General features: G+C 61.4%; 15 protein-coding genes and 1 pseudogene. 11 read left to right on the top strand and 5 right to left on the bottom strand.

The window, feature by feature from the left end:
* Nucleotides 1-3: 3 nt before the first annotated feature.
* On the top strand, nucleotides 4-627 hold the full coding sequence (locus HDE75_RS09980) for a trimeric intracellular cation channel family protein (RefSeq protein WP_183674285.1): 624 nt from the start codon (nucleotides 4-6) through the stop codon (nucleotides 625-627).
* A 9-nt stretch (nucleotides 628-636) separates the two neighbouring features.
* On the opposite strand, the gene gabD is transcribed toward HDE75_RS09980, so the two are convergent.
* Complete coding sequence (gene gabD, locus HDE75_RS09975) at nucleotides 637-2,091, bottom strand: NADP-dependent succinate-semialdehyde dehydrogenase (protein WP_183674288.1); 1,455 nt, start codon at nucleotides 2,089-2,091, stop codon at nucleotides 637-639.
* Nucleotides 2,092-2,270: 179 nt separating this feature from the next.
* On the opposite strand from gabD, the gene HDE75_RS09970 reads away from it, so the two are divergent.
* Nucleotides 2,271-2,666, top strand: a complete 396-nt coding sequence (locus HDE75_RS09970) for a hypothetical protein (RefSeq protein ID WP_183674291.1) — start codon at nucleotides 2,271-2,273, stop codon at nucleotides 2,664-2,666.
* A 3-nt stretch (nucleotides 2,667-2,669) separates the two neighbouring features.
* On the opposite strand, the gene HDE75_RS09965 is transcribed toward HDE75_RS09970, so the two are convergent.
* Nucleotides 2,670-3,815 (bottom strand): MFS transporter, encoded by a 1,146-nt coding sequence (locus tag HDE75_RS09965; protein WP_183674294.1) that lies wholly within the window; start codon nucleotides 3,813-3,815, stop codon nucleotides 2,670-2,672.
* Nucleotides 3,816-4,042: 227 nt separating this feature from the next.
* On the opposite strand from HDE75_RS09965, the gene HDE75_RS09960 reads away from it, so the two are divergent.
* The 7 genes from HDE75_RS09960 (at nucleotide 4,043) to HDE75_RS09930 (ending at nucleotide 12,343) form a co-directional block, all read left to right on the top strand.
* Nucleotides 4,043-4,816, top strand: coding sequence for a gamma-glutamyl-gamma-aminobutyrate hydrolase family protein (locus HDE75_RS09960; RefSeq protein ID WP_183674296.1), 774 nt, complete (start codon nucleotides 4,043-4,045; stop codon nucleotides 4,814-4,816).
* Between the two features lie 67 nt (nucleotides 4,817-4,883).
* Nucleotides 4,884-6,254 (top strand): glutamine synthetase family protein, encoded by a 1,371-nt coding sequence (locus HDE75_RS09955; protein WP_183674299.1) that lies wholly within the window; start codon nucleotides 4,884-4,886, stop codon nucleotides 6,252-6,254.
* A 12-nt stretch (nucleotides 6,255-6,266) separates the two neighbouring features.
* The gene (locus HDE75_RS09950; protein ID WP_183674301.1) at nucleotides 6,267-7,721 is read left to right on the top strand and encodes an aspartate aminotransferase family protein; all 1,455 of its coding nucleotides are present in this window, start codon (nucleotides 6,267-6,269) and stop codon (nucleotides 7,719-7,721) included.
* Nucleotides 7,722-7,861: 140 nt separating this feature from the next.
* Nucleotides 7,862-9,010, top strand: coding sequence for an ABC transporter ATP-binding protein (locus HDE75_RS09945; protein ID WP_183674304.1), 1,149 nt, complete (start codon nucleotides 7,862-7,864; stop codon nucleotides 9,008-9,010).
* Nucleotides 9,011-9,017: 7 nt separating this feature from the next.
* Complete coding sequence (locus tag HDE75_RS09940) at nucleotides 9,018-9,947, top strand: ABC transporter permease subunit (protein ID WP_183674307.1); 930 nt, start codon at nucleotides 9,018-9,020, stop codon at nucleotides 9,945-9,947.
* Complete coding sequence (locus HDE75_RS09935; protein ID WP_221291781.1) at nucleotides 9,944-10,804, top strand: ABC transporter permease; 861 nt, start codon at nucleotides 9,944-9,946, stop codon at nucleotides 10,802-10,804. The genes HDE75_RS09940 and HDE75_RS09935 overlap by 4 nt, the downstream gene beginning before the upstream one ends.
* A gap of 42 nt (nucleotides 10,805-10,846) precedes the next feature.
* Nucleotides 10,847-12,343 (top strand): aldehyde dehydrogenase, encoded by a 1,497-nt coding sequence (locus HDE75_RS09930; RefSeq protein WP_183674310.1) that lies wholly within the window; start codon nucleotides 10,847-10,849, stop codon nucleotides 12,341-12,343.
* Here HDE75_RS09930 and HDE75_RS09925 read toward each other — a convergent pair.
* Nucleotides 12,340-13,269: an SDR family oxidoreductase gene (locus HDE75_RS09925; RefSeq protein WP_183674313.1), complete on the bottom strand. Its 930-nt coding sequence runs from the start codon at nucleotides 13,267-13,269 to the stop codon at nucleotides 12,340-12,342. The genes HDE75_RS09930 and HDE75_RS09925 overlap by 4 nt on opposite strands.
* Before the next feature lie 65 nt (nucleotides 13,270-13,334).
* Between HDE75_RS09925 and HDE75_RS09920 the strand changes: the two genes are divergently transcribed.
* A complete protein-coding gene (locus tag HDE75_RS09920) occupies nucleotides 13,335-14,285 on the top strand; it encodes an AraC family transcriptional regulator (protein WP_183674315.1) in 951 nt (316 codons plus the stop codon).
* On the opposite strand, the pseudogene HDE75_RS09915 reads toward HDE75_RS09920, so the two are convergent.
* Nucleotides 14,282-14,975: pseudogene (locus HDE75_RS09915) on the bottom strand (DUF899 family protein). The gene HDE75_RS09920 and the pseudogene HDE75_RS09915 sit on opposite strands and share 4 nt — an antisense overlap.
* 212 nt (nucleotides 14,976-15,187) lie before the next feature.
* Here HDE75_RS09915 and HDE75_RS09910 point away from each other — a divergent pair.
* A complete protein-coding gene (locus HDE75_RS09910; RefSeq protein WP_183674318.1) occupies nucleotides 15,188-16,726 on the top strand; it encodes a GDSL-type esterase/lipase family protein in 1,539 nt (512 codons plus the stop codon).
* 53 nt (nucleotides 16,727-16,779) lie between these two features.
* Here HDE75_RS09910 and panB read toward each other — a convergent pair whose 3' ends face one another.
* On the bottom strand, nucleotides 16,780-17,655 hold the full coding sequence (panB, locus tag HDE75_RS09905; protein WP_260173859.1) for a 3-methyl-2-oxobutanoate hydroxymethyltransferase: 876 nt from the start codon (nucleotides 17,653-17,655) through the stop codon (nucleotides 16,780-16,782).
* Between the last annotated feature and the right edge of the window lie 90 nt (nucleotides 17,656-17,745).

Raw genomic sequence — 17,745 nt, 5'->3', positions numbered from 1 at the left:
ACCATGCTGTTACATACGATTTATCTGGTGGCGATTGTCGCCGAAGCGATGTCGGGCGCCATCATGGGCATGCGGCGCGGCATGGACCTGTTCGGCATCTGCATGATAGGCACCGTCACCGCGCTGGGTGGCGGCACCATCCGCGACATGCTGCTGGGGCACTATCCGCTGGGCTGGATCGCGCATCCAGAGTATCTGCTGTTTACCGTCGGCGCGGCTGTCGTCACGGCCTTCGTGGCGCGCTATCTGCACCATTTGCGCACCATCTTTTTGCTGGTCGATGGCCTGGGCCTGGTAGCCTTTTGCGTGATTGGCTGCGACATCGCCATGGGCGCGGGCATGCACCCGGCCATCGTGGTGCTGGCAGGGATGATCACGGGCGTTTTCGGCGGCTTGCTGCGCGATATTTTGTGCAACCAGATCCCGCTGGTGCTGCAGCGCGAAGTGTATGCCACCGTGGCCTTGTTTACAGGCAGCCTGTACGTGGGCCTGCTGTACTTCAAGGTCGACAGTTCGGTGGCGCAGCTGGCATCGATCGGCGCCGGCTTCCTGTTCCGTTTCCTGGCCCTGCATTTTGCGTGGCGCCTGCCCAATTTCAACGGTGACCGCATACGGGGATTTGAATAAGCGCCTGCTTTAAATCCCGCCCATGCAGATATATTTGATCACCAGATAATCGTCGATGCCGTAATGCGATCCTTCGCGGCCCAGGCCTGATTGCTTGACGCCGCCAAAGGGCGCCACTTCGGTCGAGATCAGGCCCGTGTTCACGCCCACCATGCCGGCCTCCAGGCCTTCGGCCACTCGCCAGATACGGCCGATATCGCGTGAGTAAAAATACGCGGCCAGGCCAAATTCCGTATCGTTGGCCAGCGCCACCGCTTCTTCATCCTTGTGGAAGCGGAACAGGGGCGCCAGTGGGCCGAAGGTTTCTTCGTGCGCCACCAGCATCTCGCTGGTGACGTTGGCGATGACCGTGGGCTGGAAGAAGCTGTGACCCAGTGCGTGGCGCTTGCCACCCGTCAGTAGTCGGCCGCCCTTGGCCAGCGCATCGGCCACATGCTGTTCCACCTTCCTGACGGCTTTTTCTTCGATCAGCGGGCCCTGCGTGACGCCTTCATCGACACCATTGCCCACCTTGAGTTTTTCCACGGCGGCCACCAGTTTTTCGGCGAACGCGTCGTACACGCCATCCTGCACATACAGGCGGTTGGCGCACACGCAGGTTTGGCCCGCGTTGCGGTATTTCGATGCGATGGCGCCTTCCACGGCCGCGTCCAGGTCGGCGTCGTCGAACACGATGAATGGTGCATTGCCGCCCAGTTCCAAAGAGAGCTTTTTAATCGTGGGCGCGCACTGGCGCATCAGCATGCGGCCCACTTCCGTCGATCCCGTGAAACTGAGTTTGCGCACCAGCGGGTTCGATGTCATCTCGTCGCCTATCTCTTGCGAGGAACCCGTAATGACATTGAACACGCCAGGCGGTATGCCGGCCCGTTCGGCCAGCACGGCCAGCGCCAGCGCGGAAAATGGCGTCAGGCCGGCCGGCTTGACGATGATGGGGCAGCCGGCCGCCAGGGCCGGGCCCACTTTGCGCGTGATCATCGCGGCTGGAAAATTCCATGGCGTGATGGCGGCGCAGACGCCGATCGGCTCTTTCGTCACCACGATGCGGCGGTCCGGCCACGGCGATGCCACGGTGTCGCCCGCCACGCGCTTGCCTTCTTCAGCGAACCATTCGATGAACGAGGCCGCGTACTGTACTTCGCCCTTGGCTTCCGCCAGCGGCTTGCCCTGTTCTGCCGTCATGATCAGCGCCAGATCATCGGCGTGCTCCAGCATCAAGTCGTTCCAGCGGCGCATATAGCTGGCGCGTTCGCTGGCGCTTTTCTTGCGCCAGGCGGGCCAGGCCGCATTGGCTGCGGCAATCGCCTGCGCGGTTTCCTGCGTGCCCATGGCCGGTACATGGCCGATGGCCTCGCCGGTGGCGGGATTGGCCACGTCCGCGTGCTTGCCGCCAGCGGCGTCCAGCCACTGGCCGTTGATATAGCATTGCTGGCGCAGCAGCGCCGGGTCTTTGAGCTTGAGCATGTCCGGAACTCCAGGTTGGCGTGGCTTTCCATGGTAGACCTTTTTGCGTGCCGCACGATTGCGGTTCTGTTGGGCAGCGCACGCTAAAGCTTAGACGATAGCTGCTTTTACCTGGATTTCACTGTGTCCGCCGCATAGTTCGGCTACACTGGCCCTGTCACCAATGAAGGAGACCTGGCATGAATAACAACGATGACAAGGACGCGCCGCCACCGGCTAATCAAGCGCCCAAAAAAGCCCCCGATTACCTGACGCGCTGGCGCATACCTCTGGGGCTGGCCGTTGCCGTGCTGCTGACCTTGAACCTGACCGGCGTGGACTGGTTCCGCAAGAAGCAGGCGCCAGTCCGGCCGGCTGCGGAATCGGCGCCGGCATCGCAGCAAGCGGCGGTGGCTGCACCCTCGCCAGCGTCGGCAAAGCTGGACCCTGCTACCTGGCTGGTCAAGATCGACGCCTTGCTGAAGGCGGGCGATGCCCGGACGGCGCAGGCGGAGTGGAGCGCTTTCAAGCAGGCCAATCCGAATTATCCGGTGGCCGAGGAATTGCAGCGGCGGCTGGCGCAGCTGAAAAAATAGCGCTTAGACGATACCCTTTTTGCGCTCCCACACGGCGCTGCCGACAAAGATGGCGGCGCACACCCACATCACGGCAGGCAGGGCGTTGACGCCCACGGATTGCATCAACACGCCCGTCAGCAGGGGGCCGCCGCCGCTGGTGACGCCCCAGGTGGCGTTGACGATGGCGCTGGCGCTGGTCAGCGACAAGCCGGTAAACCGTTCGCCACAGGCGACCAGCGCCAGCATATAGATGCCGCCGGCGGCAGCGCCCAGGAGCAGCAGCAAGGTCCACCACAACCAGGGCGTATTGACGGCAAACGGCAGTAGCGGCAGCAGCAGGCAGACGGCTACGCCGCAACCGGCATGCACTTTGGCGCGGCCAAAATGATCGGCCATCCATCCCAGCGCGAACTGCAAGCCCGTGTCGCCCACCAGCACCACCGTGGCCGACAGCAGGGCCAGGTCGGTGGCGATACCGTGCCGCATCGCGTACAGGGGCAGGAGGCTGAGCGCCAGCGTATCGAACAGGGCAAAGAAGGCGGCGCCCAGCACGATCATCGGCATGCGCGGCAGGATCAGTGTCCAGCGCACGCCTTGCTCTTCTGCTTCTTGCTGCGGGCCGCTGTTCGAGATCAGCATCAGTCCCGGCAAGGCCAGTAAAAACAGCAAGCCGCAGGCGGCGAAGCTCCAGCTGATCTTGTCGTTGAAGAGTGCTACCAGCGCGGGGCCGATCAGCTGGAAAAAGGTAAAGCTGGTGGTGTACATGGCCACCACCCGTCCCCGCGAATTGTCGGGCGCCAGGCGGTTGATCCACGCTTCGCCGATGGTAAACAGCACGCCCATGGCGCCGCCGAACACAAAGCGCAGCAGACTCCAGGCCAGCAGGCTGTCGCTGAACTGCATGGACATGGTGGCAAGGGAGGCGATCCACACGGCGCCCAGCATGGTGGCGCGCGGACCGAAACGCGCTACCCAGCGAGCCACGAATGGCGAGGCGGCCAGGATGCCGATGGCGCTGACGGCCGTGATCATGCCGATGATGTCGGTGCCCACGCCGCGCTGATCGAGCGTCAGCGCCGTGAGCGGCATGGTGGCGCCCAGCCCCAGGCCCACCACGCCGATGCTGACCACCAGGGCAAAGAAGTCGCGCCATGGCATTTGCTTCATGGCTGTCCCTGCGGATAAAGAGGGGAAGATGGTCTGGAAAAAAGGCGTTCGCTCATGGAGAAATGGACAGATTTTGCTGGCGGTGCTGGTGTTTGAGACCAGACGGGCATATGATGAATTTAATACCAACTACGGCAAAGCCGCTAGTGTAGCCCGAGCCGCTGCCTTGAGTGTGCCCCGGCACGGGCGCCCGCCATTCGATCATCACGTTAGCGAGGTGTCTGACTATGCGCCGTCCCATCGTTCTCGTTCCTGCCTGCCAGCGCCAGCTTGGTAATCATGTCTGGCATATAGCGCAGGACAAATACCTGCAAGCAGTGCTGCTGGGGGCCGATTGCATGCCGCTGGTCTTGCCCGCGTTCGGCTCCGGCACTGATCTCGATGCTGCGCTGCGTATCGCCGACGGCGTCTTGCTGACGGGCGCCGCATCGAATGTCGATGCGCGCCTGTATGGCGAAGCGATCCGCTTTCCCGAGCTGCCGCAAGACGCCGCCCGCGACGCCACCACCTTGCCCCTGATACGCGCGGCCCTGGCACGCAAGCTGCCCTTGATGGCCATCTGCCGCGGCTTCCAGGAAATCAATGTGGCGCTGGGCGGCAGCCTGCACCAGGCCGTGCATGCGGTGGCCAATATGCAGGATCACCGCGAAGATGTACGTCAACCTATCGAGCGCCAGTACGGCCCTGCGCACCGCGTGCGTCTGACGCCGGGCGGCATGTTGTCGCGCATACTCGGTGGCGAGAGCGAGATGATGGTCAACTCCCTGCATGGCCAGGGCGTGGCCCGCTTGGCCGATGGCTTGATCGTCGAAGCGCTGGCCGACGATGGCCTGGTCGAAGCTTTTGCGGTAGCTGGCGCTGAAGGTTTCGCGATGGCGGTACAGTGGCACCCAGAGTGGCAAGTTGAAAGCAATCCGTTAGCGATGCGCTTATTCGGCGCTTTCGGCCAGGCTTGCCGCGATTTTCAAGAACAGCAGCATCGCCTGACAGCAGCAGATTGAACCGGCGCGCCGCATTGAAATAAGTTCTTAGCACGCGGCGCTTGATCAAGACCAGCGAGAGGGAAGTATGGCAATACGCGAAAATTTCACTTATACCGATATGGATTTGTGGCTCAATGAAAAGCGGGTCACGGAGATAGAATGCCTGGTGCCTGACCTGACCGGGGTGGCGCGGGGAAAGATCCTGCCGCGCGGTAAATTCACCCAGGAGCGCGGCATGCGCATCCCCGAAGCGGTGCTGGGCATGACGGTGACGGGCAATTATCCGGTCGACGATGGCGGCTATGACCGTGCCATTTCCAGCACTGACCGCGACATGATTTTAAAGGCCGATCCCACCACCATCACCATGGTGCCGTGGGCCACCGATCCCACCGCACAAGTGATCCACGACTGTTATTTTTCCGATGGCATGCTGGTCGATTTTGCTCCAAGATCTGTGCTGCGCCGCGTGCTGAAACTGTATGCGGACAAGGGATGGAAGCCGGTGGTGGCGCCTGAACTGGAGTTCTACCTGACGGCAAAGAACATGGATCCGGACTTGCCATTGAAGCCGCCCATCGGCCGCAGCGGCCGCGCCGAAACCAGCCGCCAGGTGTACAGCATCGACGCCGTCAACGAGTTCGATCCGCTGTTCGAGGATATCTACGATTACTGCGAATTGATGAACCTCGACGTCGATACCCTGATCCATGAAATTGGCGCGGGCCAGATGGAAATCAACTTCCTGCATGGCGATCCGCTGGGCCTGGCAGACAAGGTATTTTTCTTCAAGCGCACCCTGCGCGAAGCGGCGCTCAAGCACGATATGTACGCCACCTTCATGGCCAAGCCGATGGCCGGCGAGCCGGGGTCCGCCATGCATGTGCATCAGAGCGTGACCGATGCGAAGACGGGCTTGAATATCTTCAGCAACGAAGACGGTTCGGCCGCCACCATCTTCAAGCATTACATCGGCGGCTTGCAGCGCTATATGCCGTCGGCCATGGCCATCGTCGCGCCGTATGTGAATTCCTACCGCCGCATCGTGCGCCATACGGCTGCACCCATCAATATCCAGTGGGGCCTGGACAACCGCACGGTGGGTTTCCGCGTACCCGAATCCGGGGTGCAGGACCGCCGCATCGAAAACCGCATCATCGGCGCCGACGCCAATCCCTATCTGGCCCTGGCCGTTACCCTGGCTTGCGGCTACCTGGGCATGGTGGAACAGATCGAACCGACGCCGATGATGGTGGGCAGTGCTTATGACTTGAAATTCGAATTGCCGCAAGGCTTGCCGGAAGCGCTGCAGCTGCTGCGCGCGGAAGACAAATTGCGCACGGTGCTGGGCGAACGCTTCATCGACGTGTACGCGGCCATCAAGGATCTGGAACACCAGGAATTCATGACCGTCATCAGTCCTTGGGAGCGTGAGCACCTGTTACTGCATGTTTAAAAAGGAGCACGCATGAGCATAACAAACAATCCGCTGGCGCCCGGCGCCGCCCTCATTGCTTCCGTGGCGCAGAAAAACGCCACGCCGCCAGTATTCGATACGGCCGCCATCCAGCAGCTGGACTCGGCGCACTACCTGCATCCTTTCACCGATTTCCAGGACCTCGCAACCAAGGGCGCGCGCGTGATCGTGCGTGGCGATGGCGTCTACCTGTGGGATAGCCAGGGCAAAAAAATCGTCGATGGCATGTCGGGCTTGTGGTGCGTGAACGTAGGGTATGGCCGCACCTCGATTTCGCAAGCCGTGTACCGGCAGATGGAAACCCTGCCGTTTTATAACAGCTTTTTCGGCACCACCAATGTGCCGGCCGCGCAGCTGGCAGCCAAGCTGGCGCAGATATCGCCACCGCAGTTCCAGCACGTGTTCTTTACCAGTTCCGGCTCGGAAGCGAACGACACCAATGTGCGCATGGTGCGCCGCTACTGGGATTTGCTGGGCTACAAGGAGCGCCATACCATTATCAGCCGCCACAATGCTTACCACGGCAGCACGGTGGCGGGCGCGTCGCTGGGCGGCATGGATGGCATGCATGCTCAGGGCGGCTTGCCGATTCCGGGCATCGTCCATATCGGCCAGCCCAATTACCTGGAAGCGGGCCACGGTTTGACACCGGAAGCATTTGGTTTGAAAGCGGCTGGCTGGCTGGAAGAAAAAATCCTCGAAGTGGGCGCCGACAAGGTGGCCGCCTTTATCGGCGAGCCGGTGCAGGGCGCCGGTGGCGTGATCATTCCGCCAGCCACTTACTGGCCCGAGATCCAGCGCATCTGCGACAAGTACGGCATCTTGCTGATCGCCGATGAAGTTATCTGCGGCTTCGGCCGTATGGGGCGCTGGTTCGGCTCCGAACTGTTTGGCATCCGGCCCGACCTGATCACGTTTGCCAAAGGCGTCACGTCCGGTTATGTGCCGCTGGGCGGCGTGCTGGTGGGCGACAGGGTGGCCAAAGTCCTGATCGACAAGGGCGGCGAATTTACGCACGGTTTCACCTATTCGGGCCACCCGGTGGCGTGCGCGGCGGCGCTGGAAAATATTCGCATCCTCGAAGACGAAAACCTGGTGCGTAGGGTAGCTGAGGATACGGGGCCCTACCTGAAACAGCGTTTCGCCAGCCTGGCGACGCATCCACTGGTCGGTTACGCCGATAGTTGCGGCCTGGTGGCGGGCCTGAACCTGGTGCGCAGCAAGGGGCAGAGCGTGCATGACAATGTGTTGTTTGACGAGGATCAGGGCGTGGGCATGATCTGCCGCCGCCATATGTTCGACAATGGCGTGATCATGCGGGCCGTGGGCGAACGCATGATCGTGGCCCCGCCGCTGGTCATGACGCGGGCGCAGATCGACGAGATGGTGGCTCTGATCAGGCTATGCTTGGACAAGACCTACGCGGAAGTGCAGGAAAAGGGCTGAGTGTAGGTTTTTCCGCACTTTTGCCGTCATCTGCGCATTTTTTGGACCGCAATCGCGGCAGTTCCGCTAAACTTCCATCTTGGCCGCTCACAGAGCGGCCAGTTTTTCATTTTGACACCCTTTTACCAAAGCACCCATACATGACGATAGCAACACCTGCCGCGTCGGCCAGCGACGCCCAAGCGCCATTTTTGCTGATTGACCAGCTGGTCAAGGAATTCGATGGCGTGCGCGCCGTCGATGCCATTTCCGTGACGATCAACAAGGGCGAGATTTTCGCCTTGCTGGGCAGTTCAGGCTGCGGCAAGTCGACCCTGCTGCGCATGCTGGCCGGTTTCGAGACGCCGACCTCGGGCACGATCGCGCTGGCGGGTAACAGCATCGTCGACGTGCCGCCGCATCAGCGGCCGATCAATATGATGTTCCAGTCGTATGCGCTGTTTCCGCATTTGTCGGTATGGGACAACATCGCTTTTGGCCTGCGCCGCGATGGCTTGCCGAAAGCGGAGATTAGCGCGCGCGTGGAGCAGATGCTGGCGCTGGTACAGCTGACGCAATACGCGAAGCGCAAACCGCATCAGTTGTCGGGCGGTCAGCAGCAGCGCGTGGCGCTGGCGCGCAGTCTGGCCAAGCGTCCGCAATTGCTGCTGCTGGACGAGCCGCTGGGCGCGCTCGACAAGAAGCTGCGCGAGCGCACGCAGATGGAACTGGTGAATATCATCGAACAGGTGGGCGTCACTTGCGTGATGGTCACGCACGACCAGGATGAAGCGATGAGCATGGCCACGCGCATCGCCGTCATGAGCGAAGGGCGCATCTTGCAGGTGGGCGCGCCTGGTGAAATCTATGAAACGCCAAATTGCCGCTTCGTCGCCGACTTTATCGGCAGCGTGAATTTGTTCGACGGCCGCATCACGGAAGACGAACCCGATCACGTGGTGGTCGATACACCAGACGGCCGCCAGTATGTGGCCCACGGCATCACGGGCAACCTGGGCATGGATGTCTCGGTGGCCGTGCGGCCTGAAAAGATCGCCATCCAGATCGACGCTCCCACGCTGGAAGAGCGCGCTTCGCCAGCGGAACATGGCTATAACTGCGCCCAGGGTCTGATCGTCGCCATGGCGTATTTTGGCAATGAAACCAGCTACCATGTGCGGCTCGACAGCGGCACGGTGGTGAAGGTGTCGCGCACCAACGCGGCCCGCCATGACGTGGCGCGCCTGGAGCGCGACCAGCGTGTGTGGGTGTGGTGGGATGGCGCCGACATCGTCGTGCTGACCAGCTGAGGCCATCATGACGTCCATGCTGAAAATGCTGCGCAATCTCGTCACCCTGCGCTGGATCACGGGGAAGAACGCCGTGATCGCCGTGCCGGCGCTGTTCCTGACGGTCGCCTTTTTGATCCCCTTCCTGATCGTGCTGCGTATCAGCCTATCCGATATGGATACGGCGGGCAGCCCGTTCGGCGGCTTGCTGTCGTATGTCGATGGCATCGTCGTGCTGAAGGTCAAGATCGCCAATTATCTGTTCATAGCCGCCGATGAACTGTATCTGCTCACCTACCTCAGTTCCATCAAGTATGCGGCGATGACCACCGCTATTTGCCTGGTGATCGGCTACCCGTTTGCCTACTTCATGGCGCGCGCCAAGCCGTCCATTCGCCCGGTGCTGATGATGCTGGTGATGCTGCCGTTCTGGACTTCCTTTTTGCTGCGCGTGTATGCGTGGAAGGGCATCCTGGCTAACCAGGGTTTGCTGAATGACTTGCTGCTGTCGCTGGGTGTGATCAGCGCACCGCTGCACATGATGAACACCTCGTTCTCGCTGGTGGTCGGCATGGTCTACGCCTATCTGCCGTTCATGATCTTGCCGCTGTACGCCAACCTGGTGAAGATGGACATGCGCTACCTGGAGGCGGCGGCCGACCTGGGCGCCACGCCACTGCAGGCGTTCTGGCGCATCACCGTGCCGCTGTCGAAGTCGGGCATCATCGCTGGCGCCATGCTGGTCTTCATTCCATCGGTGGGTGAATATGTGATTCCCGAGCTGCTGGGCGGCCCGGAAACGCTGATGATAGGCCGCGTGCTGTGGGATGAATACTTCACCAATAATGACTGGGCCATGGCGTCGTCGGTGACGGTGCTGGTGATCTTGCTGATCCTGGTGCCGATGGCGATTTTTAACAAGTACAAGACGGACCAGGATGGGGAGGAGCGGGCATGAGCGCAAATGTGAGTGGAGCTACCTTTTTGCAGCGCTGGTTTGGCCGCGGCTGGTTGTCGCTCGGCTATCTGTTCCTGTACCTGCCCATCATCGTGCTGATCGTTTTCTCGTTCAACAGCTCGCGCCAGGACATGGTGTGGAGCGGCTTTTCGCTGCGCTGGTATAGCGAATTGATGAACGATAGCGAAATCATTTCCGGTTTTGGCCTGTCGCTGAAGATTGCCTTTTTCTCGGCCACGTCTTCCGTGATCCTGGGTACCTTCGCTGCGTTTGCCTTGAACAGCTACCAGCGCTTCCGTGGCCGCACCCTGTTTTCGTCGATGGTCAGCGCGCCGCTGGTGATGCCGGAAGTGATCATCGGCCTGTCTTTGCTGCTGATGCTGGTGTCCATGCAAAAGGTGTTTGGTTTTCCCGAGCGTGGCGTGCTGACGATCTGGCTGGGGCATACCCTGTTGGGCATGGCGTATGCGGCGGTGGTGGTGCAATCGCGCTTGCAGGAAATGAGCAAATCGCTGGCCGAAGCGGCGATGGACCTGGGCTGCCGCGCGCATCAGGTATTTTTCCTGGTGACCCTGCCCAATATCACGCAGGCGCTGGCATCGGCCTGGCTGCTGACGTTTACGCTCTCGCTGGACGACGTGGTGCTGTCGGCCTTCTTGTCTGGCCCCGGCTCGACGACGATGCCGCTGGTGATCTTTTCGCGTGCGCGCCTGGGCCTGGACCCGCGCGTCAACGCCGTGGCCGCCCTGACGATTCTGGTGGTGACGATCGCCGTAATCATTTTCAGCGTGATGCTGGCGCGCGCCGACCGTCGCCGCCGCAAGCAGATGTCCGCCGCTTATACACAAGAAGACTAGCAGGAAGAGTAGACTGTTGTCTCCACCATACAGGAGACAGCCATGGCAGAGACAGCAGCAACAGATTGGCACGCACGGGCAAACGAACTGAAAATCGATGGCCGTGCCTTCATCAACGGCCAGCGCGTGGCGGCCTTGTCGGGGCAGGTATTCGACAATCTGTCGCCCATCGATGGCCGCTTGCTGGGGCAGGTGGCGCGCTGCGATAGCCTTGACGTGGATGCTGCCGTGCTGGCGGCGCGTGCCGCGTTTGACGACCGGCGCTGGGCCGGCAAGTCGCCCGCGCAGCGCAAGCGGGTGCTGCTCAAGTTTTCCGACCTGGTGCAAAAGCACGGCCCCGAGCTGGCGCTGCTTGAAACGCTGGACATGGGCAAGCCGATCAAATACAGCCAGAGCGTGGACGTGGGCGCCACGGCCAACTGCCTGCGCTGGTATGGCGAAGCGATCGACAAAATCTACGATGAAATCGCCCCCACACCCACCAACAGCCTGGCTCTGATCACGCGCGAAGCGGTCGGCGTGGTCGCCGCCATCGTGCCATGGAATTATCCGATGATCATGGCCGCCTGGAAGATCGCCCCGGCGCTGGCGGCCGGTAATAGCGTAATCCTGAAACCGTCTGAAAAATCGCCATTGACGGCCTTGCGCCTGGCCGAATTGGGCCTGGAAGCAGGCTTGCCAGCCGGCGTCTTCAACGTGCTGCCCGGTTACGGCCACGAGGCGGGCGCCGCGCTGGCCCTGCATATGGATATCGACTGCATCGCCTTTACGGGTTCCACGCGCACGGGCAAATTGATCGTGCAAATGGCGGGCCAGTCGAATCTGAAACGGGCCTGGACTGAACTGGGCGGCAAGTCGGCCAATATCGTCTGCGCCGATTGCCCTGACCTCGATCAAGCCGTGGCGGCCGCCGTCGGTTCCATCTTTTTCAACCAGGGTGAAAGCTGCAACGCGCCGTCGCGCCTGTTCGTGGAAGAGTCGATCAAGGCAGAGTTTTTGCAAAAAGCCGTGGCCATGCTGCCCCGTTTCCAGCCCGGTGATCCGCTGGACGAGTCCACCGTGATGGGCGCGATTGTCGACGCTACGCAAATGAGCACCGTGATGGGCTATATCGCGGCCGGCCAGCGCGAAGGCGCGCAACTGCTGGGCGGCGGCGCACAGGCGCGCACGGAAACCGGCGGCCACTACGTGCAGCCGACCATCTTCGATGGCGTCGATGGCACGATGACGATTGCGCGCGAAGAGATCTTCGGCCCCGTCCTGTCGGTGCTGGGTTTTACCGATATCGCCGACGCGGTGAAACAGGCCAACGCCACGCCCTATGGCTTGCAGGCAGCCGTGTGGACTTCCGATATCAGCAAGGCCATCCAGACGGCCCGCGCCCTGCGCGCCGGCACTGTCCACGTCAACCAGTATGACGGCGACGATATCACGGTGCCGTTCGGCGGCTATAAACAGTCAGGCAACGGCCGCGATAAATCCCTGCATGCGCTGGACAAATACACGGAGCTGAAGACGACCTGGATACAGGTTGGCTAACACAGCCCTTTGTCGCGGCAGTAACGGCGTACCGAGTCTGCTATGGTCGGCAGTGTGCCGAACAGATCTTTTTGCCGTTGACTGTCGTGGCTGACATAGCCTCCCTTGCGTATCCACGCCAGTACCCTGGCCTGGTCCCGCAGGCGCGGCGAGAAAAACCTGGCCACCAGCGGCAAGAGCGCGACAACGAAGGAGGGGAAAACGGGCCTGGCAACGACCGGCCGGCCCAGCACCCGCGTGAATGCCGCCGCCACGAGGGTGCCCGTGGCAGGCACATCGCAGCAGATATCCACGCTCTGGTTCAGCTCCGAGGCTGGCAAGTCGAGGGCGGCATGGGCCGCATAGCGGGCCAGGTCCGGGGAGTAGATCATGCTCATGGGCACGCCAGGTACGATGTCTGGAAAGATACCTTTCCGTACCTTGCCGGCGACCACGTCCTGGGCCCGGTCGAGGAACGCGCCGGCGCGCAGGGCAATATAGGGCTGGTGTTTCTCGGCCAGGTATTTCTCAGCTAGCAACTTTTGTGCAAAGTGGGGCACATCGGGCGCCTGGTCGCATGCCAGGATAGAAACCAGCACGAAGCGGGGAATGCCAGCCTGTTTGGCCGCGTCCACCAGATGGCGGTATCCCTCGGTATCCGTACGCGAGTTATCGCCTTGCGTGCGGGCCGAGTGGGCGCTGAAGCCTGCCGCGCTGGCAATCACCGCCGCAGCCCTGGGTTCGCTTGCCAGCGCCCTTTGCAGCGCGGCGGGGTCCATCAGGTCGGCCACTACAAAGTCCGTCACGCCCAGCGCGATGAGTTTGCTGCGGTCGCTGGTGGCCCTCACCATGGCCCTGACATGGGCGCCTTTTTTGAGCAGGGCACGCACGATTTCCGAGCCCAGCGTTCCTGAAGCGCCCACCACGGTGACTGTTCTGGTGTTCATGCATTTTCCTTGAGATAGCCTGTCATTGCAGCATGATAAAAGGGCCGTCAGATATAATCTATGCGATGAAGTATTCAATTATGTCGAGATCGTCCAGAAATGAAGCCGATCCGCTCTCGGAAGTGCTTTCCCTGCTCAAGCCGCGCAGCTATATGTCCGGCGGCATCGACGCGGGCGGCGCGTGGTCGTTCCAGTTCGCCCCCAGCAACTGCTTCCTGTGTTTTGCGCTCGTCACCGGCCAGTGCTGGCTTGCTATCGATGGGGAAGATGAAGCGGTACGGCTGCAAGCGGGCGATTTTGTGGCCCTGCCCCACGGACCGGCGTTCCGTCTTGCCAGCGACTTGGCGCTGCCCCCGGTGGACGTGCGCTCGGTCGTTACCGGGCCCATGCATGGGGACATTATTTCCTGGCAAGGCGGCGGGGCATGTCTGGGGCTGACAGCCTTCTTCACCTTTGCTGCGGAGCACGCGAACATACTGCTGGGATTGCTGCCCGCGCTTGTGCATCTGCGCAGCCCTGCGGATCGTGCTGTCATGCAATGGTATTTGGAACGCATGATGGCCGTATTGCAAGACCCGCAACCAGGCGATACGCTGCTTGGTGAGCACCTTGCGCAAATGATGCTGATCGAAATGCTGCGCCTGCATGTGGCGCAGCAAGACACGGAAAGAGTCGGCTGGCTGTTTGCTCTGTCCGATCGGCAGTTGAGGGCAGTCATCACGGCCATGCATGAGCGCCCCGGCCACGGCTGGACGGTGCAGGAACTTGCCCAACTTGCTTGCATGTCGCGCTCGGCTTTCTCGCTACACTTCAAGAAAAAGGTGGGCATGCCCGCCATGGCTTACCTGGTGCAATGGCGGATGCTGCTGGCAAGCGACCGGTTGTTGCAGTCGCAAGATGCGGTCTCCACCATCGCACTGGAGCTGGGCTACCGCTCCGAAAGTGCATTCAGCTTCGCCTTCAAGCGGGAGATGGGCTGTTCTCCCCGTCAATACTGCCGTGTGCTGGCAGGCTAATAGGCCAGCTGCGGATACCAGTCTTTTCCACGGCCTGCCGGCGTCAAGTCCAGCAAATTCCACAAGGGCGTCGGATCGGGGGCGCCGCGCGGATCTTGGCCCGGATCCTTGGGTGCCACCCAGTTCCGCGCCCCAGAAGTGGTAGACCTTGCCCTTGCGCTTGACCCAGATATCGAGCGCCGGCCATTCGCTGCCGTCCGGCGCCAGCCCCCGGTAATCGCGCGCATAGCTGTCATCGGCCGTCGCATAAAACGGCAGGTTTTTCCACCCGCGCTCGCGGGCGAAGGCCAGTTGCCGCTCGACCGGCGAGCGGCCGATGACGGCCACGGCGATACGCTGCCGCAGGTCGGCCACCGGCGTATCGAGTGCCCCCAGGAAAGCGGTGCACATGGGACACGGCCGCTGCCGCTGCGGGCCATACATCCAGAAGTAAGTCAGCAAGGTGTCATGAGCGCCGAACAGGTCGGCCAGGTGTACGGTCTTGCCATTTTCATCCTTGAAGGCATAGTCGGGCGGCTCGCCGCCCAGCGGCAAGGCGCGCCGCTGCTGTGCGACGCGCTCGATATGGCGCCGCAATTCAATCTCTTCCGCCAGCAAGGCCACCCGCGCGCTACGGTATTCGTCGCTGTCGTTCGGATAAGGTTTACTGACCTTTGCTGCCAGCGTGGTGGCGGGTTCCAGTGTGCTCATGTCGTGCTCCCTGTCTGAATGAATTGCCAGGAGCATCACGCTACGCCGTTGATGGCTTGCCCGATGTGCGCTGCTTCACGCATGTTCCGCAGTTTCTTTGTATTTTCAATATTTTGCTTTACAGATACCTTTTCCATGTGCAACTATTCTATTTAATGCAATCTTTAATTGGGAGAAATCGCATGAAAGTCAGAGTGAGTCAGCTAAAAAATATGGCATTGGCGTTATTGTTGGCGGGTAGCATACCCGCGCTGGCCCAGTCCAGCGCTGCGGATGTGCCCTGGACGGGTACGTGGGCGGTCACGCCGTGGACTACCGGCGACGCCGGCTTCAACAACCAGACTATCCGTCAGATCGTCTATACAAGTATCGGCGGTTCGGCGGCGAGGGTGCGGCTGTCTAACCTGTTCGGTAGCGAGCCATTGCAAATCGGTAACGTGCATATCGCACTGCGCGACAGGGACGCCCGCATCATCCCCGGCAGCGACCGTTTGGCAACCTTCGGCGGCCAGACGGCGATCACCATCCCGCGCGGCGCGGAAGTGCTCAGCGATGCGGTGGCCCTGGATGTGCCGGCGCTGGGCAATGTGGCGGTCAGCATCTATCTGCCCGGCCGCACGGCGAATAATTCAACCGGCCACGCCGGTTCGCTGCAAGACGTGTATATCGCACCCGGTGACGTGGGCGGCAGCGTCGATTTGCCGGGCGGCAGCGCCAATTCGGTCAGCGGCCAGGCGTATTACTTCCTGACTGGCCTGGACGTGCAAAACCCGGCGGCAACCGGCGCCGTGGTGGCGTTCGGTGCGTCGATCACCGATGGCATCGCCTCGCGCGGCAATGTGAACCGCCGCTGGCCGAATGACCTGGCGCGCCGCTTGCAACAAGCCAATATGACGGTCGGCGTGCTGAACCAGGGCATCAGCGGCAATAATTTTTTCTATGATGGCGCGGGCCAGGCTGGCCGCACCCGCTTCAATCGCGATGCCTTGCAGCAAGCGGGCGTGAAATGGGTGATCGTCTCGGATGACGCGGTCAATAGCCTGAACAATGGCAATCCGCCACCGGCAGCCGAGTTTATCGCCGTCTACAAGGAATTGATCGCCCAGGCACACCAGGCCAATGTCAAGTTCCTGTGCTCGACCCTGACGCCATTCCACGGCACGCCGCAATGGACGCCGGCCGCCGAAAACGTCCGCGCCCAGCTCGAAGCATTCATGAAAAGTCCGGATAGCGGCTGCGACGGCATCGTCGACCAGGCACTGGCGACCAGCGATCCAGCCGACCGCACGCGCTATTTGCCGGCCTTCAATGCCGGCGACAGCCTGCATCCGAATGAAGAGGGCTTGCAGGCGATTGCCGACGCCGTACCGCTGAATAAACTACGCTTGTTGCCAGCAGTGACGAAACCGCTGGTTTGTGGCCAGTTGCAGGCGGGCGAAGGCTTGTTGCGCGGCGAAACGCTGACTTCATGCGATGGACGTTTCACGTTCAGCCTGGGCCAGGATGGCAACTTGACACTCGCCGATGGCGACACGCAATTATGGACCAGCGGTACGGCTGGCAGCAGCGCAGCCGAAGTCGTGCTGCAAGACGATGGCCGGCTGGTTCAATACGATGTGAAAGGCAATGTGCTGTGGCAAAGCGATAGCAGCAGCCATGCGGGCGCCGTGACCTTTTTGCAAAATGACGGGAATCTGGTGATCTACAGTAACAACCAGCCGGTGTGGGCGTCAAATACCTGCTGCCACTGAGTTGCTGGAAATGTGGCCGCCTGGCGGCCACACCTGGAATACGATCAATACGATCAGAAGCAGTGTTCCAGCGCCGGGAAGCTGCCATCCTTGACGGCTTTGACATAGCCGGTGACGGCGTCGTCGATGCTGGCCGCGCCTTCCATGAAGTTGCGCACGAAGCGCGCCTTGCGGCCTGGGAACACGCCCAGCATGTCGTGCATGACCAGTACCTGGCCCGAGCAGTCGGGACCGGCGCCGATGCCGATGGTGGGAATGCTCAGCATTTCGGTGACTTCCTTGCCCAGCTGGCTAGGCATCGCTTCCATCAGCACGATGGCGGCGCCCGCATTTTGCAGGGCCAGTGCATCGTTTTTCAGCTGCGTGGCGCTTTCCGTGCTCTTGCCCTGCACCTTGTAGCCGCCCAGTTGATGCACCGATTGCGGTGTCAGGCCAATGTGGGCACAGATGGGGATGCCGCGTTCGGAGAGGAATTTCACGGTGTCGGCCAGCCAGGCGCCGCCTTCGATCTTGATCATGTGCGCGCCAGCCTGCATCAGCAGGACGGCATTGGCGTACGCCTTTTCAGGCGTGCCATACGCGCCGAATGGCAGGTCGGCCATGATCATGGCCGATTTTGCGCCACGCGCTACCGACGCCGTGTGGTAAGCCAGTTCGGCCACGGTGACGGGCAGCGTGGAGTTGTGGCCGTTGCAGACCATGCCCAGCGAATCGCCGATCAGCAGGATCTCTACGCCGCAGCGGTCCATCAGTGAAGCGAAGCTGGCGTCATAGCACGTCAGCATGGAAATTTTTTCACCGGCGGCGCGCAGCGTGGCCAGCGTGTGGATGGTCACTGCCTTGTTGGCGACAGGCTTGGCTGGCGCAGGCGCCGGGGCGGCAGTCTTGTCTTTCGCGGCCAAATCTGTTCCTTGCAAATAAGCGGACATAGGTATTCTCTAGAGTAAAAGGGGGGTGACGCGTGTGCAACGCCGCTAGTGTAGACCTTTATTCACCAGCGTGCAGCGGCGGCATTTTAT

It is taken from the genome of Janthinobacterium silvisoli (assembly GCF_014200725.1).
Lineage (GTDB): Bacteria > Pseudomonadota > Gammaproteobacteria > Burkholderiales > Burkholderiaceae_D > Janthinobacterium.
This window is presented reverse-complemented; position numbering and strand designations above follow the sequence as displayed.

Excerpts from the sequence above, each read along its gene's own strand:
- HDE75_RS09980 (WP_183674285.1), top strand. The coding sequence starts at position 4 with ATGCTGTTACATACGATTTATCTGGTGGCGATTGTCGCCGAAGCGATG.
- gabD (WP_183674288.1), bottom strand. The coding sequence starts at position 2,091 with ATGCTCAAGCTCAAAGACCCGGCGCTGCTGCGCCAGCAATGCTATATC.
- HDE75_RS09970 (WP_183674291.1), top strand. The coding sequence starts at position 2,271 with ATGAATAACAACGATGACAAGGACGCGCCGCCACCGGCTAATCAAGCG.
- HDE75_RS09965 (WP_183674294.1), bottom strand. The coding sequence starts at position 3,815 with ATGAAGCAAATGCCATGGCGCGACTTCTTTGCCCTGGTGGTCAGCATC.
- HDE75_RS09960 (WP_183674296.1), top strand. The coding sequence starts at position 4,043 with ATGCGCCGTCCCATCGTTCTCGTTCCTGCCTGCCAGCGCCAGCTTGGT.
- HDE75_RS09955 (WP_183674299.1), top strand. The coding sequence starts at position 4,884 with ATGGCAATACGCGAAAATTTCACTTATACCGATATGGATTTGTGGCTC.
- HDE75_RS09950 (WP_183674301.1), top strand. The coding sequence starts at position 6,267 with ATGAGCATAACAAACAATCCGCTGGCGCCCGGCGCCGCCCTCATTGCT.
- HDE75_RS09945 (WP_183674304.1), top strand. The coding sequence starts at position 7,862 with ATGACGATAGCAACACCTGCCGCGTCGGCCAGCGACGCCCAAGCGCCA.
- HDE75_RS09940 (WP_183674307.1), top strand. The coding sequence starts at position 9,018 with ATGACGTCCATGCTGAAAATGCTGCGCAATCTCGTCACCCTGCGCTGG.
- HDE75_RS09935 (WP_221291781.1), top strand. The coding sequence starts at position 9,944 with ATGAGCGCAAATGTGAGTGGAGCTACCTTTTTGCAGCGCTGGTTTGGC.
- HDE75_RS09930 (WP_183674310.1), top strand. The coding sequence starts at position 10,847 with ATGGCAGAGACAGCAGCAACAGATTGGCACGCACGGGCAAACGAACTG.
- HDE75_RS09925 (WP_183674313.1), bottom strand. The coding sequence starts at position 13,269 with ATGAACACCAGAACAGTCACCGTGGTGGGCGCTTCAGGAACGCTGGGC.
- HDE75_RS09920 (WP_183674315.1), top strand. The coding sequence starts at position 13,335 with ATGAAGTATTCAATTATGTCGAGATCGTCCAGAAATGAAGCCGATCCG.
- HDE75_RS09910 (WP_183674318.1), top strand. The coding sequence starts at position 15,188 with ATGGCATTGGCGTTATTGTTGGCGGGTAGCATACCCGCGCTGGCCCAG.
- panB (WP_260173859.1), bottom strand. The coding sequence starts at position 17,655 with ATGTCCGCTTATTTGCAAGGAACAGATTTGGCCGCGAAAGACAAGACT.